Annotated in this window: 20 protein-coding genes; 16 read left to right on the forward strand and 4 right to left on the reverse strand. The window is 64.3% G+C overall.

Annotated features, from left to right (window positions below; all coding sequences use genetic code 11):
* The first annotated feature begins 6 nt into the window (after positions 1-6).
* The 8 genes from JVX90_RS01800 (at position 7) to JVX90_RS01835 (ending at position 11,989) form a co-directional block, all read left to right on the forward strand.
* Entirely contained in the window at positions 7-1,497 is a 1,491-nt protein-coding gene (locus JVX90_RS01800) for a MinD/ParA family protein (RefSeq protein ID WP_240194015.1), read from the forward strand.
* Positions 1,498-1,554: 57 nt separating this feature from the next.
* Positions 1,555-2,763: a MinD/ParA family protein gene (locus JVX90_RS01805; protein WP_240194016.1), complete on the forward strand. Its 1,209-nt coding sequence runs from the start codon at positions 1,555-1,557 to the stop codon at positions 2,761-2,763.
* Positions 2,764-2,819: 56 nt separating this feature from the next.
* Positions 2,820-3,506 (forward strand): lytic murein transglycosylase, encoded by a 687-nt coding sequence (locus JVX90_RS01810; protein ID WP_240194017.1) that lies wholly within the window; start codon positions 2,820-2,822, stop codon positions 3,504-3,506.
* Positions 3,507-3,557: 51 nt separating this feature from the next.
* Positions 3,558-5,210, forward strand: a complete 1,653-nt coding sequence (locus JVX90_RS01815) for a DUF4185 domain-containing protein (RefSeq protein ID WP_205330772.1) — start codon at positions 3,558-3,560, stop codon at positions 5,208-5,210.
* Positions 5,211-5,457: 247 nt separating this feature from the next.
* Positions 5,458-5,796: a WXG100 family type VII secretion target gene (locus tag JVX90_RS01820; RefSeq protein WP_205330773.1), complete on the forward strand. Its 339-nt coding sequence runs from the start codon at positions 5,458-5,460 to the stop codon at positions 5,794-5,796.
* Positions 5,797-5,849: 53 nt separating this feature from the next.
* Positions 5,850-6,158, forward strand: coding sequence for a WXG100 family type VII secretion target (locus tag JVX90_RS01825; RefSeq protein WP_205330774.1), 309 nt, complete (start codon positions 5,850-5,852; stop codon positions 6,156-6,158).
* A gap of 115 nt (positions 6,159-6,273) precedes the next feature.
* The gene (locus tag JVX90_RS01830; protein ID WP_205330775.1) at positions 6,274-11,373 is read left to right on the forward strand and encodes an RHS repeat-associated core domain-containing protein; all 5,100 of its coding nucleotides are present in this window, start codon (positions 6,274-6,276) and stop codon (positions 11,371-11,373) included.
* Between the two features lie 16 nt (positions 11,374-11,389).
* Complete coding sequence (locus tag JVX90_RS01835) at positions 11,390-11,989, forward strand: hypothetical protein (protein ID WP_205330776.1); 600 nt, start codon at positions 11,390-11,392, stop codon at positions 11,987-11,989.
* 184 nt (positions 11,990-12,173) lie between these two features.
* On the opposite strand, the gene JVX90_RS20665 is transcribed toward JVX90_RS01835, so the two are convergent.
* Complete coding sequence (locus JVX90_RS20665) at positions 12,174-12,635, reverse strand: transposase (protein ID WP_205330777.1); 462 nt, start codon at positions 12,633-12,635, stop codon at positions 12,174-12,176.
* Positions 12,636-12,835: 200 nt separating this feature from the next.
* Between JVX90_RS20665 and JVX90_RS01845 the strand changes: the two genes are divergently transcribed.
* The 6 genes from JVX90_RS01845 to JVX90_RS01870 all read left to right on the forward strand — a co-directional run bounded on the left by JVX90_RS01845 (position 12,836) and on the right by JVX90_RS01870 (position 19,041).
* Positions 12,836-13,237, forward strand: a complete 402-nt coding sequence (locus JVX90_RS01845; protein WP_205330778.1) for a hypothetical protein — start codon at positions 12,836-12,838, stop codon at positions 13,235-13,237.
* 1 nt (position 13,238) lies between these two features.
* Positions 13,239-14,171, forward strand: a complete 933-nt coding sequence (locus JVX90_RS01850) for a hypothetical protein (protein WP_205330779.1) — start codon at positions 13,239-13,241, stop codon at positions 14,169-14,171.
* A gap of 188 nt (positions 14,172-14,359) precedes the next feature.
* Positions 14,360-15,922 carry a hypothetical protein gene (locus JVX90_RS01855; RefSeq protein ID WP_205330780.1) on the forward strand — a complete coding sequence of 521 codons (1,563 nt, stop codon included), beginning with the start codon at positions 14,360-14,362 and terminating at the stop codon, positions 15,920-15,922.
* 100 nt (positions 15,923-16,022) lie between these two features.
* Complete coding sequence (locus tag JVX90_RS01860; RefSeq protein ID WP_205330781.1) at positions 16,023-16,970, forward strand: acyl-ACP desaturase; 948 nt, start codon at positions 16,023-16,025, stop codon at positions 16,968-16,970.
* 126 nt (positions 16,971-17,096) lie between these two features.
* Complete coding sequence (locus tag JVX90_RS01865) at positions 17,097-18,548, forward strand: wax ester/triacylglycerol synthase family O-acyltransferase (RefSeq protein WP_205330782.1); 1,452 nt, start codon at positions 17,097-17,099, stop codon at positions 18,546-18,548.
* Between the two features lies 1 nt (position 18,549).
* A complete protein-coding gene (locus JVX90_RS01870) occupies positions 18,550-19,041 on the forward strand; it encodes a YfbM family protein (RefSeq protein WP_205330783.1) in 492 nt (163 codons plus the stop codon).
* 301 nt (positions 19,042-19,342) lie between these two features.
* Here JVX90_RS01870 and JVX90_RS01875 read toward each other — a convergent pair whose 3' ends face one another.
* The gene (locus JVX90_RS01875; RefSeq protein WP_205330784.1) at positions 19,343-19,678 is read right to left on the reverse strand and encodes a hypothetical protein; all 336 of its coding nucleotides are present in this window, start codon (positions 19,676-19,678) and stop codon (positions 19,343-19,345) included.
* A 179-nt stretch (positions 19,679-19,857) separates the two neighbouring features.
* Positions 19,858-21,882, reverse strand: coding sequence for an NAD(+) synthase (locus JVX90_RS01880; protein WP_205330785.1), 2,025 nt, complete (start codon positions 21,880-21,882; stop codon positions 19,858-19,860).
* 66 nt (positions 21,883-21,948) lie between these two features.
* Here JVX90_RS01880 and JVX90_RS01885 point away from each other — a divergent pair, with 66 nt between their 5' ends.
* Complete coding sequence (locus JVX90_RS01885; protein ID WP_205330786.1) at positions 21,949-22,491, forward strand: copper resistance CopC family protein; 543 nt, start codon at positions 21,949-21,951, stop codon at positions 22,489-22,491.
* A gap of 4 nt (positions 22,492-22,495) precedes the next feature.
* On the forward strand, positions 22,496-23,374 hold the full coding sequence (locus tag JVX90_RS01890; RefSeq protein ID WP_205330787.1) for a CopD family protein: 879 nt from the start codon (positions 22,496-22,498) through the stop codon (positions 23,372-23,374).
* 19 nt (positions 23,375-23,393) lie between these two features.
* Here JVX90_RS01890 and JVX90_RS01895 read toward each other — a convergent pair whose 3' ends face one another.
* A complete protein-coding gene (locus JVX90_RS01895) occupies positions 23,394-24,296 on the reverse strand; it encodes an alpha/beta hydrolase (RefSeq protein ID WP_205330788.1) in 903 nt (300 codons plus the stop codon).
* Between the last annotated feature and the right edge of the window lie 66 nt (positions 24,297-24,362).

The following is a 24,362-nucleotide window of genomic DNA, read 5'->3' on the forward strand; positions in this document are numbered from 1 at the left end:
GATGCGATGACGTCTGTCGATACCGCTGCATACGACAGTCCGCAGTCGGTCACTCCGCCAACTGAATCGGGCACCTTCGCGCAGGACGGGACGGTCTCCGTGCCCCCGATCCCAGAGATCCCCGGATCGCGCCCGGCGCGGGGATGGTCGCCAGTTGACGAGTCGAACTCCGACGCACTCTCGAGTGACGAGCCTGTGGCCGTTCCCGTAGAGGACGACGCCGTCGCCGCGGCACCTTCCCGACTGCCGTCGGCGAAGGTTGATTCCCAACCGCCTGCCGCCGACATTCCGGCATCTGCCTCGGAGGTAGGTGTGCACCAGCAGCAGCCGCCCGTCTACCCGGCCTACTCGCAGGCCGCTCCTGGGCCGCAGTATGTCGCTCCTCAGCAGTTCGGCCAGCAGATGCCGCCCGCCGCGCCGCACTACATGCCGCCCCAGCCGTCGCACAACCCGCCGCCTCCGGGGGCCGGCGCGTACGTCGCTCCGCAGCAGGTGCAGCACCAGCCAGGCGTCCAGTTCCCCCAGAATCCCCAAGCACCGCAGAATCTCGCGCCCCCTCCGGGGCTGGATGCGCAGCGGCTCGTTCCCGCCCGGCAGACTCGCGCGCCCGGCAACGGGTGGCGCCGCACCCTGCACACGGTGTCCGGCGGCCTGATCACGTTCGGCGCCAGCAAGTCGCAGCAGCAACTCGACATGATGGTCCAACGTGTCCGTCAGCCTGTTCGTGGAGACTTCCGCCTGGCAGTCCTATCGTTGAAGGGCGGCGTCGGCAAGACCACCACAACACTTGGACTCGGGTCGGCCTTCGCATCCCTCCGTGGCGACAGGGTGATCGCCGTTGACGCGAACCCAGATCTTGGGACGTTGGCGAGTCGGATTCCACAGGAGACTACGTCGACGGTGCGCGATCTGCTCAACGATGAGGCGCTGCACCGCTACACCGACGTGCGCAGACACACGAATCAGGCGCCGAGTCGACTCGAAGTGCTTGCGTCTGAACGTGATCCGGCGATCTCGGAAGCCTTCAGCGCCGATGACTACCTTCGCGTGGTCGGGATTCTCGAGAACTACTACAACATCATCATGACCGATTGCGGAACCGGTCTCATGCACTCGGCGATGCAGGGTGTTTTGAGCACAGCCAACGCGATCGTCGTGGTCACCTCGCCTGCGGTCGACGGCGCTCAGAGCGCTTCCGCGACGCTCGATTGGCTGAACGCTCACGGCTACCAGAGGCTGGTGAGCCAGGCGGTGGTTGTGATCTCCGCGTCGAAGCCGGGTGGTGCACCTGTCGACATCGAAGTGCTCACCGAGCACTTCCTCGGGCGGTGTCGTGCGGTGCAGATCGTGCCCTACGACAATCATCTCGCCGCCGGGGCGCACGTCGATCTCGACCAAATGCACAGGCATACGCGGACCGCGTTCCTAGAACTCGCGGCGACTGTCGCGGACTCGTTCTCGACGACCACCGTGCCGCCGCGCGAATCACGTCCATGAATCGCCTGTCACAATCCATCCTGCCAACGTATGCCTGACCAGAGGGACTGACTACTCGTGGAACACGATCAGCAACCGAACAACGCGGCACTGCCCAGCTGGGTGCCCGCCGCAGACGACCAGGGACAGCAGCAGGCAGCTCCGCCTGCGCCGCCAGTTCAGTCGGGGGCCAACGGACCTCAGGCTGCGCCGGTTTCACATCAGCCGCACTACGGCGGACCAGGTTCCGCCGCGCCGCTGTCTGGATACGGCCAACAGTCGCCCCAGCAGCAATTTGGGGGAGCGATCGGTGGGCAGCAACAACCTCAGCGGGTTGGGCCACCCCCGTCGATCGACGACGTGGCGTTCCTGAAACGTGCCCGGCGTGCACCCTCGACGGGCTGGCGTCGCGCCGTTTACAAGATGACTGGCGGAACGGTGAACCCGGGTGAATCACAGGACGGGATCCGGTACGAGGCGCTGGTTCAAGCAGTGAATCAGCCGATTCGCGGTGACTATCGCATCGCGGTGCTGTCGCTGAAGGGCGGCGTGGGAAAGACGACGACCGCTGTCACACTCGGCTCCACGCTCGCGTCCCTGCGTGGCGATCGCGTGATCGCTGTCGATGCCAATCCAGACCTGGGCACTCTCGCCCAACGGGTTCCGCAACAGACGTCGTCGACTGTCAGAGATCTGCTGAATGACTCGAACCTGAACAGGTACTCCGACGTCCGGGCCCACACCTCGCAGGCGCCGAGCCGACTTGAGGTGCTTGCCTCAGAGCGTGATCCGGCGACCGCTGAGACGTTCAACGAGGAGCAGTACCGCGGAGTGATCGCGGTACTGCAGCGCTTCTACAACATCATCATCACTGACTGCGGTACCGGACTGAGCCATTCGGCAATGGCTGGTGTGCTCGGCGCGGCGAACGCGATCATTCTCGTCAGCTCACCTGCGATCGATGGAGCTCGGAGCGCTGCGGCGACCCTTGATTGGCTCGAAGCCCACGGCTACGGACATCTCGCGTCTCGTGCGGTTGTTGTCCTCAGCTCGGCGCGACCCGGCTCGTCAAGTATCGACACTGATCAATTGGGCGAGCACTTCCGAGCGAGAACCCGTGCAGTGCATCGGATTCCGTTCGACGACCATCTCGCGGAAGGCGCTGAAGTCGATCTGGAATTGGTGAGCAAGCCGACCCGAATGGCCTTTGTCGAGCTCGCCGCGACGGTCGCGCAGGACTTCAGTGGAACCCTGTCACGCCCGGCGCCTGACTCGACTGCGCTTTGAGTGATATCCGACACTGGCCGAATGAGACATTCGGCCAGTGCGGTAGCGTCCTGGCCGTGCATAGCCGTCAAGTGACGCGGGGGCGCTTGATTCTGATCGTCGGAGTCGTGCTCGCCGCAGTAGTTCTGTCCGCGTGTTCGCCGCGTCTCGATAAGGAAGACGAGGGCGAAACGCAGCGAGATGTGCCGTCGATTCAACTGCAGGCGTGGGCCGAGCTCCACAGTGACCCGTACGGGATCCCGAAACGGGCCCTGCAGTCGTACGCGTACGCGGCGGCCGCGATGGCCAAGGCCAACCCTCAGTGCAGTCTCGGCTGGTCGACGCTCGCTGCGATCGGAAACGTGTCGAGCGACCATGGTGAGGCGGGCAACTCGTCCATCGGTTCGGACGGACGAGTGACACCCGAGCTCCGCGGCCTCCGCCAGGCCAACCCCGAACGGGCGAAGCCTCGTGCCGACACCGACGCCGGAACCTACGACGGTTCGACGCGCATCGACGTCACGATGGGGCCGATGCAGATCCTGCCGAGCCGCTGGGAGCAGTTCGCGACCGACGCCGACAACGACGGCAAGGCTGATCCGGACAACTTCGACGACGCCACGCTCACCACAGCACGTTTCCTGTGCGCTGCCGGCGGCGACCTCCGCCAGTCGGATGGTTGGGCACGCGCCGTCACGCAGTTCAACGGAACGCCCGGATTTGTGCAGAAGGTGCATGCCCAAGCAGCCGTTTACGGGCGATGACCCGGCGAATCAACTGAGTCTGACATGAGTGATTACGAGGGGAATTACCCGATGACAACCCGACGCGCCCCTGGGCGTGCAAAAACGGCGCTGGCAGGGGCTGCGGTCGCGATGGTCGCCGTCCTCACCATCACGGCCTGTTCGTCGTCGAGTCCGTCGAGCAAAGACGAGGCGATCGACCTCAACGCTCAACCGCAGTTGACGGTGCCGAACGTCGAGCAGGCGAACATGATCATTCCGCCGGCGCCAGTGGTGCCGGAGCTCCCGACGAAACCAGCGGAGAACGACGACACCGCCCCGACGGGGCCTGGCGTGACACCGGATGCGCCGACCGATCTGTACCCGCGACCGAATCCCGAGGATGTCGGAGAGAAGCGCGGAACGGGGCAGCCCATCACCAAGGGCGGCGTGACGAACGCCTTCGTCGCGAAGCTGACAGGCGCCGACTCCGCCGATCACACAGACACCAAGTGGGGTGTCGCGGGCAGCGGCAACGCGGTGATGTGGGACAACGGCAACGGCCAGGTCATCACGATGTTCGGCGACACCTTCGGAACTCCGCGTCCGACGGGTGAGAACAGTGATCAGCCGCCACTGGTGAGCGGTGACGGATTCAATCTGCCGATCATGCCCAAGCAGATCCCTTTCCCCGCACTGCCGTACGTGAACATCACGCAGGGCGGCCAGCAGGGATCGGGCTTCGCCGGAGACACGGGAACCAAGGCCCCCACGGGATTCGACTGGCGTGTGAACACGCTCGCCTACAGTTCGTCGAAGGATCTCCGTCAGTTCAGTTACAGCGGGTTCCTGACCAACCGCGCGAATCATGCTCGGGAGATCATCCCGGCTCGGCGCGTGAACGGCAGCGAGATCACGACTCTTCCGACGTCGGGCATCTCGATCGGCGGGCGGCAGTACATGTCGTACGCGTCGATTCGACAGTACGGCCCTGCGCCGGGCTCGTGGACGTCGAACTACGCGGGCATCGCGGTGTCGACGGACAACGGCGCCACGTGGCGAAAGTCGGGGAATGCCTTCTGGACGAACGCCGGCCCTGCGAGGAACTTCCAGATGCCTGCGCTCGCCAAGAAGGGCGGCATGGTCTACATGTTCGGCACCGAACAGGGCCGAATTGGTGGCGTGTACGTGGCGCGGGTGCCGGAGAGCCAGATCCTGAACAAGTCGGCGTATCAGTACTGGACGAACGGTCGGTGGGTCCGCGGTCTCCGTTCGGAACCGACTCCGATTGTGTCCGGCGGAATCGGCGAGGTCTCGGTCCAGTGGAGCCCGTCGCTCCAGCGCTGGCTGATGCTGTCGACAGACGTCTTCAACAACGGCATCGTCCTGCGCCAGGCGGCCACGCCCGGAGGCCCGTGGACGAAGCCGCAGGTGGTCGCATCGGGTAAGAACTACCCGTCGATCTACGGGGCGAGCATTCACCCGTGGTCGAAGGGGAACGACCTGTACTTCACGATGTCGCAGTGGAGCAGCTACAACGTCTATCTGATGCACGCGACTGTGACGCGTCAGGGTATCCCCGGGCCTCGCCCACGAGTCCCGGAGATCCCCTTGCCCGGGAATGCGCGGATCCCGGGCGGACCGATGCCTGATCTGGGGTCGCCGTCGCTCCCGACATTGAAGCTGCCGGACTCGATGCAGGGGCCTCGCAGCAATCCGGGGGCTCCGCGCGGTCCCGGCAACTGAACGAATCTCTCGTCGCGAAGCCGCTGCAGTGCGCCTGGTAAGCGAAGGGCACTGCGGCGGCTTCGTGCGTCCGGCAGGTTGAAGGCCGAATTTCGGTCTGCACCTGCGGGTTTCGCATCTGAGGGGAGTCGTTCAAACAGCTTTCTCCCTGTTGCACCGGCTCGGTTCGCCCGATATGTTTGGGTGGTGCTGTCGGGCGACCGGTCCGTCAGAGTTCGTGAAATCCAAGCATTGGGGAGGTGGCCTCATGACCACTGGTGGGGCATGGTCTGTCGATACGGCAGCCGTCAAGAATCACTCGGGAAATCTTGAAGACGCGTTGTCGCAGTTCTCGTCGAATTCGAAGGAATTCGACGATGCGATGAACGACCTGCTGGGCACGGGAATGAAGGACGGTGCCGAAGAGGCGTTCCGTGACCTGCATTCGCAGTGGATGGAGGCTGGAACTCAGGTCCAGAAGGGGCTCGAGCAGCTCGGCCTGCGCACTGACGATGTTGCGAAGGCTTTTGATCAGGGCAAGCAGGATCAGGCCGATCAGGTGCGCTCAGCCGGCGCCCAGATGAACTTCCACGTCCAGAACGTCTGACGACGACTCCGGCATCACCGTAGACACATCTCGCTCGTAGGGGGCACACAGACATGACCACTGACGGATCGTACGGATACGACCCGGCCGCTGCGCAGGCGGCCGAAGACCGGGTGGAGACTGCGGCGACGAGCCTGCAGGGCTCGGTTGACGAGCTGAAGACACAACTGCAGACGCTGTCGGGTTCGTGGGACGGCGACGAGCACGAGCAGTATTCGGGTGTTCATCAGAAGGTGAGTGATGGATTCGAGTCGATCACTCAGACGTTGAGCCAGATCAAAGCGGCGCTTGGGGACAACACGCAGGCTGTCGCGGCTATGCGACAGGGTGTTCAGCAGTCGATTACTGGCGGCAAGGCCTGATTGTGGGCTGCGGGCCGACCACTGGGTGACCGGTGGTCGGCTTTCTTTCTATTCGAGTCACTTCTAGTTCGAGTCTTGTCCCGTGGCCTGCGGGATTTGAGGGGGTCATGTCGTTATGCCTGCTGAGTTGCTTCCCGGCTTGGAGACGTTCACCAGTCCTGGGCGTCCGATGTATCTCAATGGCGAGCCGTGGGCGGTGTTGGCGGGTGCTCAGCGGTACACCAAGTTTGCGGCTGATTGTGTGACGGCTGCGTCAGTGATTCGCAGTTTGGATTCATCCCGTTTTCAGGGGGATGAGGCTGAGGCGTTTCGCGATAAGTTGGACGATCGTCTGCCGGGTTGGCTGGATGTGACTGGGCGTGCTCATGAGGTTGTGGGTGCGGCGATCAAGACGTTCGGCGGGGTGTTCGAGGGCGACCATTCGCATATGCAGGTGATTCGTTCGCAGGCACCGGGTTCGCATGGTGCGGTGCAGACGGCCGCGACGAATGTCAATCGTTTGGAGATTCAGCTGGTTGCTGACCGTGCGGCGGAGTCGGTGGCTCAGGCCGATCATGCGGCGTCGGCGACGGCTGCGGCTGCGGGTGCGGCGACGCCGGCCGGGCCGGGGTTGGCGGCCAAGGAGGGGCAGGCTGCGGCTACGGCGTCGGCGGCGACAGCTAAGGCGAATGAGACTCAGGCAGAGTTGGCTGCTGCCTGGGCGGAATATCGCCGTGCTCGCGGTGTGTGGGATGCGTTGTTGGCTGATGCCGAGGGTATTCAGGTGACGATGCACGATGCGGCGACTGCGGCGCAGAACATCATCGATGGGCAGAAGGACACTCCGTTCGAGGAGAATCCGTCGGGTATCAAGGCATTCTTCGGTGCGGTGGGGGATTGGATTGATGAGCATGCCGACATTCTGAAGTTGATCTCGGAGATCCTGGTGACGGTCGGTGGGATCGTTGCGATGTTCCCGGGGATCGGTACGGCGATCGGCGCGGCGTTGATCGGTGTCGGCATGTTGATGAAGTTGGCGTTGACGTTGAACGGGAACATGTCGTGGGGCGAGTTCGCGATGTCGTCGTTGGATGCGATACCGGGGCTGGGTAAGGCGACGCAGGTTGCCAAGCTCGGCAAGTTGGGCAAGCTCGGGCGTGCGTGTGCGAATGACCCGGTCGACGTGTTCTCCGGTGATGTTGTTGATGTCGAGGTCGATTTCCGGATTGACGGTGCGTTTCCGTTTGCTTTTGAGCGCGGGTTGATGACGTCGTTCCGTGCGGGTCGGTCGTTCGGTCCGTCGTGGGTGTCGGTGTTCGATTCGTGTGTTGAGGTGACCGAGTCCGGGGTGGTGTTCATCGGCCCTGATGGTCTCGGCGTTGAGTTCGATCATCCCGTCGGCGACGGCGAGGTGGGGTCTGTTGATACTGCTGGCTGGCGGTTGTCGTTCGTTGATGGCGCGTACCGAGTTCGCGACGTCGCGACTGGTGTGACGTATGTGTATTCGATGGTTGGCGAGTTCTCGTCGGTCACGATGCCCGACGTCGAGGACGGCGCGGCGAAGGCTGACGCTGACGAGTCGTGGGAGTCGTCGGCAACGATGTCGGGTTCGTCGTTGGCTGCGGTCACCGGCTTTTCGGTGGTGGTCGCGTTGACGGCGGCGGTTCACCACAGTGGTCATGGCTACGAGGTGGAGTACGACAGGCAGTCTGGTCTGCCTGATCGGGTTCGTCTGACCGGCGGTGCGGTGGTGTCGGTTGCGTGCGATCGGGTGTCGGGCAGGGTTGTCGGGTTGTCGGTCGCCGATGAGGGCGGCGTCTCGCTTGCGGTGGTGCGGTACGAGTACTCGATTAGTGACGAGCTGGTTGCCGTGTTTGCCGGTGAGGGCGTGCCGTTGCGGTATACGTACGATTCGGCCGGTCGTGTGTCGTCGTGGTCTGACCGTAATGGGATGACGTATCGGTACGTGTATGACGAGGCCGGGCGGTGTGTGGCTCAGGCGGGCACTGGCGGTGTGTATGCCAATGCCACTGTGTATCTGCCTGACGCTGGTCCCGGTGCGGCTGCTGGCGGGCGTTTGTCGGTGATGATTCAGACTGCGGCGGCGTTGGATGTCGGCTCGCGCGGTGATGATGCTGCGGCGATTGCTCGGACGCTTGAGGCTGTTGATGCGCTTGATCTGGTGGCTGCTCTGACCGAGCGCGGTCTGGCCGGTGTTGGGATCACTCTGCCTGATCGTGTGATGGCGGGCGGTGCTGATCATCGTGATGCCGCCGGACGTGTGTTCGCCGATGTTGACCCGTCGTTGTGGCGTGATGAGGTCCTCGGTGATGTTCGGTGTGAGATCTACCGGTGTGATCGTGATGGTGATGTGTGGCAGTCGATCGATGCTGCCGGCGGGGTCACTACTCGTGAGTTCTCTCGTCGTCTGGTGGTGCGTGAGGTCGCCCCGGATGGTGGGGTGAGCGTCCTCGAGCGTGATGCTGATGGTCTGGTGCTTGCTGAGTCGGGTCCTGGCGGGGTGTCGGTGCGGGTGGACTACGGCGGGTTGGGTGTTCCGACTCGTGTTGTTGATGGGGCTGGTCGGGTCACTGAGTTCGAGGTTGATGCGGTCGGCAATGTGGTGTCGGTGACCGATCCTGCGGGGTTGGTGACGCGTCGGGAGTTCGAGTACCGGGTGTCGGGGTCGGTGCTGTCGCGGATTGTTGATCCGTCGGGTGCGGTGACGGAGATCGATTGTGATGGTGCGGGTCGTCCGGTGCGGGTGATCGATCCCTCGGGGCGCGCGGTGAATTATGACTATGACGTGTTCGGCAATGTCACCTCCATCATGGATCCTGATGGCCGTCAGACGCGTCAATCGTGGAACGCGCGCGGTGACCTGGTGGAGCGGGTTCATCCGGATGGTTCGCGGGAGAGTGCGACCTATGACGCTGAGGGAAACCTTGTGGCGTCGGTGGATGAGGTCGGTGGTCGTCGGACGTCGTTGTTCGGACCGATGGATTCGCCGGTGGAGATGGTTGATGCTGCTGGTGGTCGTATCCGTGTGCGGTATGACACGCAGTTGCAGGTTCAGGAGGTGGTCAACCCGGACGGGCATTCGTGGACGTTCGATTATGACCGTGCGGGCCGCCTGATCGGCGAAACGGACTACAACGGTGCGCGTACGTCGTATCGGTTGGATGCGGTTGGGCGTGTGGTTGAGCGGGTCGACGCGTTGGGTCGGGCGGTGGTCAATGAGTATGACGCTGCCGGCCGGTTGTGGGCGTTCACTTCTGATGTTGATGGTCGGACGGAGTTCACGTTCTCGGCTGCTGGGCAGATGGTGCGTGCTGTTAATGCTGATGCGGTTGTCGACTTCGAGTACGACCCGGCCTCTGGTGTGTTGGTCGGCGAGACGGTGAACGGCATTAGTGCGCGGTGGCGCCCTGATCCTGTTGGGCGGACGTCGGTGCGGACGGTGGAGTTGCCTGCTGAGGTTGCTGGTGGCGGCAGGTGGGAGTCGTTGTTTGTGTGGGATCAGTCGGGGTTGTTGCAGCAGGTGGCTACGACTGCGGATCGGTCGACCGCGGGTGTGGTTGATGGGTTGCGTTTTGCTTACGACGGGTCCGGGCGTGAGGTGTCGCGGGCCGTGGGTGCGCGGGCGGTGGTGGCGCAGCGGTTTGATGTGCGGGACCGGTTGATTGAGCAGGTGGTGTCGGCGTTGCCGGCTCCGACTCCGGCTGCGGCTGGTGCGGGTGTTCGGGCGTCGGGTCGGCAGGCCGCGGGTTCGTTGTCGGTGGTGGCGGGGCGGTCATGGTCGTATCGGGCTGATTCGTATGTGGAGTCGGTTCGTGATGTGCGTGGTGGTTCGGCGGGGTTCTCGGTGGATGCGCAGGGGCGGATCACTGCGGCGGTTCCTGCTTCGGGTGCGGGGGCCTCGGGTGCGGTGGTGTCGGAGGGGTTCGGGTATAGCCCGGCGGGTGTTCTTGATCGGGTCTCGGGTGGTCTTGGTGTTGCCGGGGTGGCGTCGTCGCCGCGGTCGGGTCCGGCTGCTTCTGGTGGTGATCGGTCGGTTGCGGTGTCGGGGACGTTGGTGACGCGGATTGGTGCTGATCGGTTTGTCTATGACGGTGCTGGGCAGTTGGTGGAGCGTCGTCATCAGAGGTTGTCGCGTAAGCCGGAGGTGACGCGGTTTACCTATACCGGGGCCGGTCAGATTCGGTCGGTGGTGACGCCGTCGGGTTCGGTGTGGCGGTATGGGTATGACGCGTTTGGTCGGCGGGTGTCTAAGACGCATACCGGTGCTGATGGGGCGGTGCTGGATGAGGTTGTGTTCGGGTGGGATGGCGATGATGTGGTGTCGCAGACGTCGATTGCGTGTTCGGATCGTGCCGGGGCGGTGTCGGGTGCGGCGTCGTCGTTGGTGTGGGTGTATCACCCGGATACCCGTGAGCCGTTGGAGCAGCATGCCCGGCATGTGACACCCGATGGTGCGGCGGGGTCTGGCCGTGTCGAGTCGGGTGGGCGTGTTGAGGGGTGGTCGCAGGCTCGGGTTGATGATGAGTTCTTTGCGATTGTGTCTGATTTGGCGTTGGCGCCGACGGAGCTGATTGATCCGGGGACGGGTCAGGTTGTTGGTGTTGCGTCGCGGTCGGTGTGGGGTCGGACACGGTGGTCGGGTGTGTCGACTCCGTTGCGGTTTGCTGGTCAGCAGTACGATCCGGAGTCTGGTCTGCACTACAATCGCCACAGGTTCTATGATCCGGAGACGGCGTCGTATACGAGTCCTGATCCGTTGGGTGTGGCCCCGAATCTGGCGTCGGCGACGGCGTATGTGCATAACCCTCATACCTGGGTCGACCCACTCGGACTAAGAAAGTGCACGGATGGTGTCGTATACCTGCGGACTAATGCGCGGACGGGGAAAGAGTACGTCGGGCAGGCGAAGAATCCTGCAAGATTTAAGGCTCGTCAGTGGTCACATAACGCGAAACTAAAGGTCACGACGGGAAATCCCCGTGCGAAGTATAGATTCGACGTGCTGGGTCGTGGAGATCAGAATATTAGCCTATCGCGGCTTGAGCAGCACCATATTAACGATCGAAACGGCGTGGGCGGGCATGGTTTCGGAATTTTGGAGAACAAGAGAAATCAAATGATTGAATCGAAGTATCTGAAGGCCGGCGGCGATCTTTCATCGAATGAACTTGCTGCATCGCGGTTTAAGATGGGTAAGGGTGTCGATTTTGTCTAAGGATAAGAAGGGGCGAGTGAATTCGCCGTTCTCTATTGGTGAAGTCCTCGGGTACAGGTTGCCCAGTGGGAAGATGGCGCTGACTCAAGTCTATGCCCAGAACTACGTCCTGGGCGTGCCAGGGGATCGAGTCGTCCACTTCTCGGACTCGTACAGCACGGATGCCCCGATCTTTGTTGCATTCAGGGATGGCGGGACGGAAATTGAGTACGACAAGGCGTCGAGTCGGCTTGATCGTGAGACGGTGGTCGATGTCATCTCTAGTCCAGTGGTGGCGTGGGAGTGGATAATTCCCCGGGTTCGTGGCGGCTGGGGGGACGATTGGTGCCACATAGGCGTCTTCCCGATTATGAACAGATTGAATCTTCCGCTGTTCTTGAACGGCTCAGAGCTGGGCGAAGAAGTAGAGCTTGTGGATCTATTCACGGAGGCAAGGACAACTATTTCTGGCCCGGTTTCTCGGAATGCTTATCGGACAACTGGGGCCAGTACGGTAGGTGTACTCGATTCCATACTGCAGATCGCTACGAGTGATCCAGATGAATACGATCCAGAAACTAGAGACGCCTTATCTCAGAATCCTGAGGGAATTCGTGCTCCTTTCAATCTAGGTTGAGGGGCCTTCTGTGTCGTTAGAGTATGTCGGCGACTGCGTATGTGCATAGCCCGCATACTTGGGTCAACCCACTGTCCCGGGTTCTCCGGAGGGCTCAGATTGTGAGTGCTTCTGTGGTGCATTTGGCGGTATCCGTACACGCTGTAGTTCTCGGCGTGAATCCGATGCATGTCCTCGATCAGCATCACATCGCGCACCGCTCGAGTTCTGGTCGGCCGAGCTTTGGCGGCTCGATAGCCGCGTGAGGTGAGAAACCCACAGTCTGCCGTCTGGAGTACCCGGCAGATGGCCTCGACCGGAGAACTGATCGCGGTACTTGTCGATGAAGGCGATCATCTCGTCGTGGGGCGGTCGGTTTCCGCGGTGAAAACGCTGAGGCTGCTCTGAGGATCTCGTTCGCTCGGCGTGACTCGGCAAGTTCACGGCGGAGTCGGCGATTCTCCTGCTCGAGCGACTCCTGCGGGTCGGGGTGCGCATCGGTCGGACCGTGTCGGTTGCACCAGATCCGCAGGGTTTCCACGCCGACCCCCAGCTGCGGTGCCACTGCCCGGGTCCACTCTGCTCGCGGACCGCCTTCCAAGGCCTGACGGTCGTAGACCATCCGGACCGCACGGTTACGGGTCTCCGCACTGAACTTCTTGGGCAACTTCCGATTCTCTTTTATGAGACTCGGAACTAAACCCCGGGCGCTTCATATACGAGTCCTGATCCGTTGGGTGTGGGACCGAATCTGGCGTCGGCGACGGCGTATGTGCATAACCGCACACGTGGGTCGACCCTCGTCGAGTCGACCGGGCGGTACTCTGTGAAAGGCTGATTACTCCCGTCGACGCGACCAGGGGAAGAATGCGTTTCAAGAAGATCGCTGCAGTAGTGGCAACTGTCGGTGCGTTGACGTTCCTCGCCGCATGCGGCGACGACACGGCCGCTGAGGCGCCGCAGACGACGGCGGCGACCGTGCCCGACGGCTTCCCGAAGGACGTGCCGGTGGTCGGGGCGATGTTCACCAGCTACGACTCGCAGGTCGAAGACGCCGTCGGCATGGAAGTGGTCGGGGCGACCGCGACCTCGTTCGACGATGCCGTCAAGAAGCTCCGCGCAGCGAAGTTCGAGGAGGTTCTGTCTCCGGGCCCCGCGAGACAGCAGCGGGATGCGACGTTTGCGAACCCGAAGTACACCGTCGCAGTGTCGGGTGTGGAGTCCGCAGGTCGGTTCCGGCTGACGTACAGCGTCATCGTCGCGGGCTGACGTGGGCATCTTCGGTCGCCGCCGGAGCGGACCGTCTGCGCCGGAGCCGTCCGACCGGCCCGACCAGGTGTTCGGCCGGTTGTCGGCCGGTGACGTCGCCTGGATCCGGGGCCTTGCTCAGCGGACTCTCGGCGAGAACGGGGTGGAGGCGATCGTCGACGAGACGGGTGCCGATCTGATCGGGTCTGACGGTATGCGTTTCGCGCTCGACAACGTGATGACGACCTGCGCGAGTGCGCCGCGGTCTGACTGGCCGCAGATCGTCACCCATCACTTCGCGGCGATGGCCCGGACGACGGGCGCGCCGGGCGTGCGTGACCTCGGCCGGGACGAACTCTTTCAGCGTGTCCGGACCAGGCTCCTGCCCGTCGACGCCCTGCACATGAATGGCCTCGACCTCGCGACGCATTCGCGTCCCGTCGCCGCAGACCTGGCCGCGGTCTTGTGCGTCGACTTCCCGGAGACGGTCAGTTACTTCGACAGCACCGTCGCCGAAGGGCTGCCGATCGACGAACTGTTCCGAGCAGGACAGATCAATACCGATGCCGAACCGATCGAGGAGATCGGGACCTCGGACGACGGTGTCCTCACCTTCGTGGCCGGATCCGTCTACACGGCGTCGAAGACTCTGTCGATGGCGAACCTCGTCGATCGGGTGTTCGGCCGCGACATGCCGCACGGAGTCGTGTTCGCCGTTCCCGACCGGAACTGCGTGCTGTTGCATCCCGTGGAGTCCATCGACGTGCTCGGTGCGATCTCTCATCTCGCCGGTACCGCAGAACGGATCTTCACCGACGCCGCGTGGTCGGTGTCGCCGAACGTCTACCACTGGTATCGAGACACGATCACCAGGATCTCGACAGTCGATGATGAGCGTCTCACCATCGTGCCGACCGAAGAGCTCGTCGAGATTCTCGGGCGGCTCGCGGGCTGACCCACTCGGCCGTTTTACGTTCCCCGGATAGGTGGATATCGCCCCCGGATTACGACGTAATCCGTGAAATCGGGGAATGTTGGACGCCCGCGGCGCGTCCGACACACAAACGACCGGAATGACGTTTCTGGACGGAAACGTGAGACAGTCGACGTCAACTCAGTCGTTGTAGTGGGGAGAACTACGTCGTGGGCAAGAAGCTGATCATCGCTGGTGGGGCGGCGGCCGCAGTCGCAGTCCTGCTCGGAGTCACGTTGTCCGGCGTTCTGGCGCCGTCCATGGACGGGACTCCCGCGCCGAACGAGGCCATGCGTGCCCTGCAGGGTGTCAACACGGCGTCGTTGTCACTCGCCGAGGCGCCAGGCGCCACGTACGACGGCACGATCACGCTCGGCGGCAGCACCGGGTCGAAGTCGACGATCGACATCACGAAGATGACAGTGACCGCGACGGGCGACCTCCGCGGAAAGCTCCGGCAGGGCGGCGGCTCCGCCGAAGTCCTGCAGATCGGAAACATGACTCTCGTCAAGGGCGACTCCTCCTTCTGGTCCGCCCGGCCCGGCCCCCGGCAGCCCGCAGGTGTGCTGACCGAGAAGTCGCTGTCCGACAAATGGGTGACCATCGGTACGAAGTTCCTCGACGTCGACCTCGGTGTTGCACTGCTCCCGTCCCGGCTCGGCCTGCTCCTCGGCCAACAGGACGCGATCCTCGGCGACGCTGAGGTGACCGGCACCAACGTCGGGCGTCTCACCGACACTCCCGACCGCCGGGTCGCGTCCGGAACCGACCGCCCGAACATCACCGAGGTGGAAGTAGAGGACGCCGACGGCGGCGTCGCCGGCACCCGCAGGTTCACCGCCTCCTCGATGAGCATCGGCGTGGACGACACCGGAACGCTCACCGCATTGCGCGGACCGATCGGGCCGCGCGTCGACGCAGACCTCCGCGTCACACCGGCCACGTCGGTCGCAGTCCGAGACTTCTACTCCTCGGCGAAGTCCGCCGTCGCCGAGGGCCGGATCGGGTCGTCGACGATGACAATCGGCGACCCGACAGGCAGCCTGGACTGCAACGGGCCGACCTGCTTCGTCAACTACGACCTGACCAACGCGAACTCCGGGCTCGTCGGCGGAACGGTCACGATCGGGCTGACCGCAGACTTCAAAGCGGGCGATCGGAAAGTCGGAGCGTGCAGCGGAAGCGGAACGATGCCGATCAACGGTCGTGGCCACGTCACGTGCACCATCCGGTATACGCAGACCTCAGACATGACGTCGCAGTCCCGGTTCACCGTCACGGTGAACGGCACCGTCGACCCTGCCGTCATCGATACCGCGGCCACCACCGGCAACCGAATCGCCGAAGCCGCCAAGGGCTGGCAGATGACCGCTCCGAAGGCGAGCGAGCCCGCCCGCCGTTACAACCGTCAGATCGCACACGCCCCGTCTGGCTACACGCTCAAAGTCGGTGGCTTCAACTTCGACGGCCGCGCGAGCGACGGCACACTGCTCCTCTCCTACGGCGCCGGGTACGACGGGCACCTCCTGCCCGACGGCGCGATCGATCCGGCGTGGCAGGGCACCGAACAGATCCTGTCGCAGGCCCGCGACGCCCTCACCGCGGCAGGCGACACGCAGGTGCGTCTGGTCTTCGCCGAACAACGCGCCGCCGACGCGGTCAGGGGGCTCCTCATCGCGAACAAACTCGAGCGCGTCCAAGTGGTCTTCGTCTCACTCAACGCGGAGGCGTAGTGGAGGCAGGTGGTCGCGACACGCGCGTCGAAGTTGCGGACGCCACGAACCTCCCATAGTGTGCGGCCTGTCACATTGCTAACCGACGGAGGCCGTTCTCGTGTCTGACCTGACTCAACTCCAACTGCTCAAAGAGCTGGAGCCCGTCGCCGAGAACGAGCTGAACCGGCACCTGTCGTTGGCCCGCGAATGGCATCCGCACGATTACGTCCCGTGGGACCAGGCCCGGAACTTCGCGGCGATGGGCGGCGAGGACTGGGAGCCTGAGCAGTCGCAGCTCAGCGAAGTCGCCAAGGCGGCGATGACGTTGAACCTTCTCACTGAGGACAACCTGCCGTCGTACCACCGCGAGATCACCGACTACTTCTCGCCGGACGGTGCATGGGGAACCTGGGTGGGACGTTGGACCGCCGAAGAGAACCGCCACGGCATCGTCATGCGCGATTACCTCGTCGTCACGCGCGGCGTCGACCCCGTCGCGCTCGAGAACGACCGCATGGCCAACATGACCAAGGGTGCGCACTCGGACGACCTCAGCGGACTCCTCAAGGGCGTCGCATATGTGACCGTCCAGGAGCTCGGAACACGCGTCAGTCACCGCAACACGGGTAAGGCGTGCAACGATCCGGTCGCCGACCGAATGCTGCAACGCATCGCGGCCGACGAGAACCTGCACATGATCTTTTACCGAAACATCTGTGCCGCCGCGCTCGAACTCGCACCGGACCAGGCGATGGAGGCGATCACCAGCGTGCTGGTGAACTTCGACATGCCGGGAATCGGGATGCCGAACTTCCGCAAGATGAGCCTCATCATGGCCAAGCACGGAATCTACGACATCCGCCAGCACCTCGACGATGTCGTGTGGCCCGTCATGCGCAAGTGGAACATCTTTGAGCGCAACGACTTCGGGGCCCGCGGCGAGAAGGCTCGCGAAGAGCTCGCGGCGTTCCTCGAGCAGACCGAACTCGACGCCAAGCGCTTCGAAGAACAGCGTGAACGGTTCCTCGCACGCGAAGCGGCCCGTCGGGAGAAGGCGTCCGTCTAGGGACGTGTCGAATGTCGCCATGCGGCGATGGCATCGCGCGGGCTTCCCGGCGCTACTGTGAGACAGCATGGAATTGGAACATGTTCCTCAGTGCATCAGTAGGCAGTCGCAACGTTAGGGGCCCACATGCAACGGTTGAGTGGTCTGGACGCGTCATTTCTGTACCTTGAGACCCCGTCCCAGGTGATGAATGTCGCCGCGATCCTGCAGCTCGACCCGTCGACCGTGGTCGGTGGTTACTCGTTCGACAAGATGCGCAACGAGATGGCGCGTCGCGTCACCGCGATGCCGTCGCTGCGTCGCAAGCTCGCCGATTCCCTGACGAACGTCGACCATCCGGTGTGGATCGAAGACGACGACTTCCGCATCGAACGCCACGTCCACCGCATCGCGGTCCCGTCTCCCGGCCGCGTCCAGGAACTCGCGCAGATGTGCGGACACCTGATCGGTCAGGTCCTCGACCGCAAGAAGCCGTTGTGGGACCTGTGGGTTCTGGAAGGCATGGAGGACGGCAAGATCGCCGTCATGCTCCGGATGCATCATGCGGGTGTGGACGGTGCGACGGTCGCCGACATCCTCGGTGAACTCGCGACCCTCACCCCGGAGCCGCCGGAGCTCGACGTCGAGAAGATGGCCCGGACCGCTGGGCCTGCGTCGCGCCGCGACATGGCTGTCGGGGGCGCGGTCAACTACTTCCTGCAACGACCGGTCGCAGCGTTGAAGCTGATCCCGAAGACGGTTCCGGTTCCGTTCGAGTGGATCCGCAGGGTCCGTTCCGGCGAGGGCATGCCTGCGCCGTTCCTGGCGCCTCGGACCAGGTTCAACGCGCCGCTGTCGCCGCGCCGATCCATCGCGCTCACGCAGCTGCCGCTCGACGACGTCAAGAAGGTCAAGGATCACTTCGGCGTCAAGATGAACGACGTCGTCCTGGCGATGGCAGGCGGCGCGCTCCGCGAGTACCTCGCCGCTCACGACGAACTGCCGACCGAACCGCTGGTGGGGATGGTTCCCGTCTCGGTCCGCGGTGCCGAGGAGAAAGACCTCGTCGAGACCGGAACCAACAAGGTCACGGGCATGTTCACACGACTTCCGAGCGACGTCGAGGACCCGCTCGAACGACTCCGCGAGGCAGGCGTGTACGCGACCATAGCCAAGCAGCACCTCCAGGACATCGACGCCAACATCCTTCGCGGGTTCGCCGAGTTCGCGCCTGGGAACTCGATGGGCGCGCTGATGCGGCTCTACGGCGATCGGCGCCTGTCAGCGCTGCACCCGCCGGTGTTCAACGCGATCGTGTCCAACGTCGCCGGACCCGCGTTCGACATGTACATGCTGGGCGGACGTGTCGAATCGGTGTACCCGCTGGCACCGATCTTCCACGGCCTCGGCCTCAACATGACGGTGTTCTCGTCGGCTGGCAAGCTCAACGTCGGCCTGTTGACCTGCAGCGACCTCGCGCCCGACATCTCGACGATGACTCAGGCGTTCCACGATCAGCTTGATCTCCTCCTCGCTGCCGTCGAGCGCGGTGAGCAACTTCCAGAGCCCGCGTACGAGACTGAGCCGACGGAGGGCTGACGTGGGACTGCTCGCTGTGTACCTCGGCGTTCCGCCCGACGCCGACGAGCGTCTCGGCGACCTCGATCCCGACGGCGTCGTCGACTTCGTCGAAGGGCTGCTCGAAGGTGGGGCGCCGTCGGTCGACGTCGACAAGGCGTGGGACGGCCTGCACTTCCTGCTGACCGGTACCTCGGCGTCCACCCCGATCGAGGACGACGCACTCAGCGAAGCGGTCGTCGGAGTGTATGAGTTCGAGAGTGAGGACTTCCTCGGGCTCACACCGGCAGCCGACCTCCCTCGGGTGATCGCGGCTCTGGAAGCAGTCGACATCGACGCACTGCTGTCGTCTGCCGACTTCAGCGCATTCCACGCCGCCGAGCTGTATCCGAACATCTGGACCGACGAGCGCGCAGCCCTCGAGTCGATGCTCCGTTCTGCATTCGGCGACCTTCTGGCGGTCCACCGTCTCTGCCTCGCCGACGGCCTCGACCTCTTGGTCTCGATCTACTGACCTCTCCCGTTGAGCCGCCTCGCGGACGTCTGCTTCCCTGCTCGTTGAGCCGCCCCACGGACGCTGCCTCCCTGCTCGTTGAGCCGCCTCCGAGGCGTTAGCCGAGGTGGCGTGTCGAAGCGTGGTGAGGTGTGCTGGGTCGCAGTCGCCGGAGTGGTACGGCTCGGGGTTGGCGAGGCGCTATAGAACGTCGGACGTCTTGTGCGGTACCACTCGCGCGAGTCGGCTCGCTTCGACACGGTCCTGCGCTATCGCTCCGGTCCGGCTCAACGAGCAGTGGGCTACTCCGAGGCGGAGCGTGTCAACCCTCGTCGAGCACCTCGTCAATGATCTGGAGCGCGGCTGGATAGTCGAGCGCGTAGGCGAGGTCGACCATTCGCAGGTACAGGCGCTCGTCTGCTTCGGCGAGCGAGGCACCGACCGTGCCGTCGAGAATGACAGCCGCCCAGGCGCAGATGTCATCTGTGCCTACCAACGCCCGATCGAACCGAGCGAGAATCATTCGTACAGTTGCGACGAGAGACGGTGTGCCGTTCGTGCTGGCCGCCAGCGCCGCGAGGCGGTCCTCGAAGATTCGACACTGCTCACTCGACACGGCGTCATTCCGGTCGGATGCGATGGCAACTGTGATCTCCACGTCCCAGGCGAGTTCCGCGAGCGCGTCGATGAAACAGTCTGCCTCTGAGGAAGCCTCCGTGAGCGACAGCAGTTCTGACGCCAGATCGTAGGCATGGGGTGAACTGAGTGGACGATATCGACTGCATAGTTCGCGAACCACCTGTGCTCGGTGCCACTCCGTGCTCGTCAGAGGTTCGATCACCGATCGGCGTGGAGCTCTCGGAGCCAGGCGGTGGCGGGAGCGTCGGAGGGGGAGCGCCAGTCGCCGCGGGGCGAGAGGGAGCCGCCGGACCCGATCTTCGGGCCGTTGGGCATCGCGGTGCGTTTGAACTGGTTCGACATGAACCGCTTCAGGAACACTTCGAGCCACTTGTCGATGGTCTCGCCGGTGTACTCGTTGCGCTGATCGTCAGTCATCATGTCCGACCACGGACCTCGGGTCTTGTCGCCCCATGCCTGCCGCGCGAGATACGCGATCTTCGACGGCCGGTAGCCGAAGCGGGTGAGGTGATAGAGGAAGAAGTCGTGCAACTCGTATGGGCCGACGGTGTCCTCGGTGCTCTGCACGTTGCCCGCGGCGTCGGCGGGAACGAGTTCCGGCGAGATGACGTCGTCGACGATCTCGCGGAGCGCCTCGATCGTGGCGTCCGCATATCCCGACGTGGCGATCTTCCACCGGATCAGGTGCCTGACCAGTGTCTTCGGTACCGATCCGTTGACGTTGTAGTGCGACATCTGGTCGCCGACACCGTAGGTGCACCAGCCGAGCGCGAGCTCCGACAGGTCGCCGGTGCCGAGAACGATCCCGCCCAGGTAATTGGCGAGGCGGAACAGGTGCGATGTGCGTTCGCCCGCCTGAACGTTCTCGAACGTGACGTCGTAGACGGGCTCGCCGTCGGCGAACGGGTGACCGAGGTCGGCGAGCATCTGGGTGCACGACGGTCGGATGTCGAGTTCGTTCCCCGTGACACCGAGCGAGTCCATCAGGACATGGCTGCGGGCGAGGGTCGCGTCACCGGTGGCGAAGCCGGGCATCGTGTACGCGTGAATGTCGGTGCGCGGCAGTCCGAGGAGATCGAACGCCTGCACTGCGACGAGCAGTGCGAGGGTCGAATCGAGTCCGCCGGAGACCCCGATGACGATCTTGGAGATGCCCGTCGCGCGGAGGCGGGCGACAAGCCCCTGGACCTGGATGTCCAGCACTTCGCGGCATCGCTGATCGCGGTCGGCGGCGCCGGTCGGCACGAACGGGAATCGCAGAACGGTCCGCTTCAGATCGTCGACGCCGTACTCGGCGTCGAGCTCGAACGGGATCCGGCGGATCGCGCGGGCCCGGTCCGAGAAGTCGCCGACCTGGTCGCGCATGCTGATCAGTCGTGAACGCTCTTGACGGATGCGGTCGAGGTCGATGTCGGCGACCACCAGTTGCGGGTCCATCGAGAACGTGTCCGACCGCGCCAACAGGGTCCCGTTCTCGGCGATCAGTGCGTCACCGTCCCAGGCGAGGTCGGTCGTCGACTCGCCGAAACCCGATGCCACGTACAGGTGCGCTGCCACGTTGCGCGCCGAGTGCGACGTCGCGAGCGCCCGGCGGTACTCCTCTTTGCCGACGGTCACCGGGCTGCCCGAGAGATTGACCAGCAGCGTCGCGCCGGCGAGTGTCGCCCACGTCGACGGCGGGATCGGCACCCACCCGTCCTCGCAGACCTCGACGTGGAACCGCAGGCCGGGGACGTCGACGGCCTCGAATACAAGGTCGGGCCCGAACGGCACCTCGTACTCGCCGAGCGTGATCGAGTCGACCACGGCGTCACGGGCCGCAGCGAAGTACCGCTGCTCGTAGAACTCGCGGTAGTTCGGGAGATACGACTTCGGCGCCACACCGAGGACCTCACCGTCGTGGATCACGACGGCGCAGTTGTAGAGGCCGTCGTCGATGCGCAGCGGTGCGCCGACGAGAACCACTGACGACACTCGCCGCGTCGCATCGACGACAGTCATCAGAGCGTCCATCACGTCGTCCAGAAGCGCATCCTGCTGGACGAGGTCGTCGACGCTGTACCCGCATAGGCCGAGTTCCGGGAACGCGACAAGCGCCGCACCCTCGTGGTGCGCACGGTTGATCAGTTCGACCGTGCGCGCCGCGTTCTCCAGAGGATCGGCGAGGGCGACGGGTGGGACAGCGGCTGCGATACGGGCGAATCCGTGTGAGTAGACCGACACGCCTACAGGTTAGTGCCCGTGGGACGATGGACTCATTCCATTCGTCACCAGTCAGGGGTGTGTTTCATGTTCGGTGTCGTCAAGCGGTCGGCCGTGGTGGCCGTCGTCATCGCGTTCGCGGCCCTGATTGCGGGCGTTCTCGCGGGACCTGCCGCCGCCCATTCGGCCCTCACCGGATCGTCGCCGGAGAACGGCGCGTCGATCGCCACGGCGCCAGACAAAGTGACGCTGACGTTCAACGAAGACCTGCAGCCCGCGTTCGCCACCGTCAAGGTGGTCGGGCCCGACAACAACTTCTGGCAGACGAGTGAACCGATCATCGAGGGCCGCACGGCATCGGTGACGCTCAACGGTCTCGGCCCCGCGGGCGACTACGAGGTGAACTACCGCGTCACGTCGGCCGACGGGCACCCGGTGTCCGGGCAGACGACATTCACCTTGACCAAGGCGGGAACCGGCACACCGGGCGCAGCGGTACCGGCCGACTACCAGGCGCCTGAATCGAGTGAGCACGGAGTCAAGGCGTGGCCGATCGTCCTCGGCGTTGTGGCCGCAGTGATCGTCATCGGCGGCGCGGTGGTGTTCACGCTGGTCAAGCGTCGCCGATGACTCGGTGACACGCTCACGCGCGGGAGTCGTCGCGGCGTCGGTCGTCGCGGTGTTCGTCGGTGTCGGGACAGCGGTGGTTCTCGCCACGCCGGAGCCTTCCGTGTGGGCCGACGGCCTCGCGCTCTCGTCGGTCTGCCTGTTGTTCGGACTCGGCTTGCTCGGTTTTGTCGATGCGGAGCCGTCGCCGAGCGTGATCGCGGCCGTCGCCACGGTGTGGGGTGTGACGTCGCTCGTGTCTGCGTGGTTGCAGGTGGCGCAGCGGGCGGGTGTCCCTGCCGGGGATGTCGGCGTCGGCGATTTCACGGTCAGCGTGGAGACAGGACTTCCCGTGGTCGTCAGTGTCGTCGGGGCCCTCGCGGTGTTGGCCTGGGCGTGGTGGACCCCGTCTGACGTGTACGTTGTCGGCGCCATCGCGGCGGTCGGGATTCTGTCGACGTCCGTGACCGGCCACGCCGGGCAGTCGACGTGGATCCCGATCGCCGTCGGTGTCCATGCACTGGCCGCGGCCTGGTGGATTGGGACCCTCGGCGCGCTGGTCCTGACTGTTCGTGGACGCGGCGGGTGGGCGAGGTCGCTCCCGGTGTTCTCCGATCGTGCACTGCCCGTGGTCGCAGTGCTGACCGCGACGGGCCTGATCGCCGCGGTCGGGCGCATCGGACTCGACGCGGACTGGTGGCAGACGGGCTACGGCCGCGTACTGCTTGCGAAGATCGTGCTGCTCGCCGCGGTGGCCGCGGTGGCGAGATGGCATAGGACGGTGTGGGTCGCCAAAGCACGACGCCACGGCGCGGACGAACTGCTGTCCATCCGGAACGCCGGCATCGAGATCGTTCTCCTCAGTGTTGTCCTCGGCCTCGCCGCCGCACTGTCGGTGACGGGGTAGCTTCGAGTCGACGCGTCCGTCAGCTCCACGCGGCGAGGAGGGCGTCGAGGATCTCGATGGCGTGATCGAGGCCCGACAGGTGACTCTGGCCCGGCATCGAGTGAAGCTCGGCGTTCGGCAGGAGCGCGACCATGTGAGCGCCGTGCTCGTACGGGATGATGTTGTCAGCGTCGCCGTGCCACCAGTGGATCTTGGCCTGCACGTCGCCGATCCGGAATCCCCAGTCGCGGACGAACAGTTTGAGGTCGGCGAACGGCGCCTCCATGCGGCGGCTTCCGCCGTGTAGGAGATCGTCGAGGAACATCGCACGGAACTCCGGACGCGACAGCAGTTCACGGTCGGCTTCGGGGGAGAGCCTGCCGTAGATGCTGATGGCCGGATCGGCGATCGGACGCGCCACGCCGAGCGCCATGCTGAGCGCTTTGCCGATCGGGCGACCCGCGACGTTGAGCAGCGGCACGGCGTACTTCGCGATGTCGACGGCGCCGCCTGCCACCGCGTCGGGGCCGTTCACGGGCGCGACACCGCCGATGATCGCGGTCGAGACGATGCGGTCCGACAGCACGTGGGACACGGCGAGCGAGTACGGTCCGCCGCCGGACAGTCCGATCACCGAGAACTTGTCGATGCCGAGGGTGTTGAGGACGGTCTGGAAGTCCTGTGCGAAGTCAGCGATGGAGTCGTACGAGTGGGCCGTCGACGAGCCGACTCCGGGCCGGTCGAGGCCGATCAGTCGGAAGCCTCGGATCTCGGCGTATTCGCGTGCCTCGGACGGGATCTGGCGTCGGGCGCCGGGCGTGCCGTGCAGCCAGACGATCGCCGGGCCCTCGGGGTCTCCGAACTCGGAGAAGCCGATGCGGCGGGTGCGGGTGTCGCCGACGGCGATCGAGCCTTCGAGCTTGGGGCGATCGATGGGAATCACGACGCGCAGTATGTCAGACAAACGGCCGAGATTGATACGGATTCACAGATTCGTCCAAGGCGTCGC

It is taken from the genome of Gordonia sp. PDNC005, assembly GCF_016919385.1.
In the GTDB taxonomy this organism is placed as follows: Bacteria; Actinomycetota; Actinomycetes; order Mycobacteriales; family Mycobacteriaceae; genus Gordonia.

Coding starts and splice junctions, on each gene's coding strand:
- JVX90_RS01800 (WP_240194015.1), top strand. CDS start 7: ATGACGTCTGTCGATACCGCTGCATACGACAGTCCGCAGTCGGTCACT.
- JVX90_RS01815 (WP_205330772.1), top strand. CDS start 3,558: ATGACAACCCGACGCGCCCCTGGGCGTGCAAAAACGGCGCTGGCAGGG.
- JVX90_RS01820 (WP_205330773.1), top strand. CDS start 5,458: ATGACCACTGGTGGGGCATGGTCTGTCGATACGGCAGCCGTCAAGAAT.
- JVX90_RS01825 (WP_205330774.1), top strand. CDS start 5,850: ATGACCACTGACGGATCGTACGGATACGACCCGGCCGCTGCGCAGGCG.
- JVX90_RS01830 (WP_205330775.1), top strand. CDS start 6,274: ATGCCTGCTGAGTTGCTTCCCGGCTTGGAGACGTTCACCAGTCCTGGG.
- JVX90_RS01845 (WP_205330778.1), top strand. CDS start 12,836: ATGCGTTTCAAGAAGATCGCTGCAGTAGTGGCAACTGTCGGTGCGTTG.
- JVX90_RS01865 (WP_205330782.1), top strand. CDS start 17,097: ATGCAACGGTTGAGTGGTCTGGACGCGTCATTTCTGTACCTTGAGACC.
- JVX90_RS01885 (WP_205330786.1), top strand. CDS start 21,949: ATGTTCGGTGTCGTCAAGCGGTCGGCCGTGGTGGCCGTCGTCATCGCG.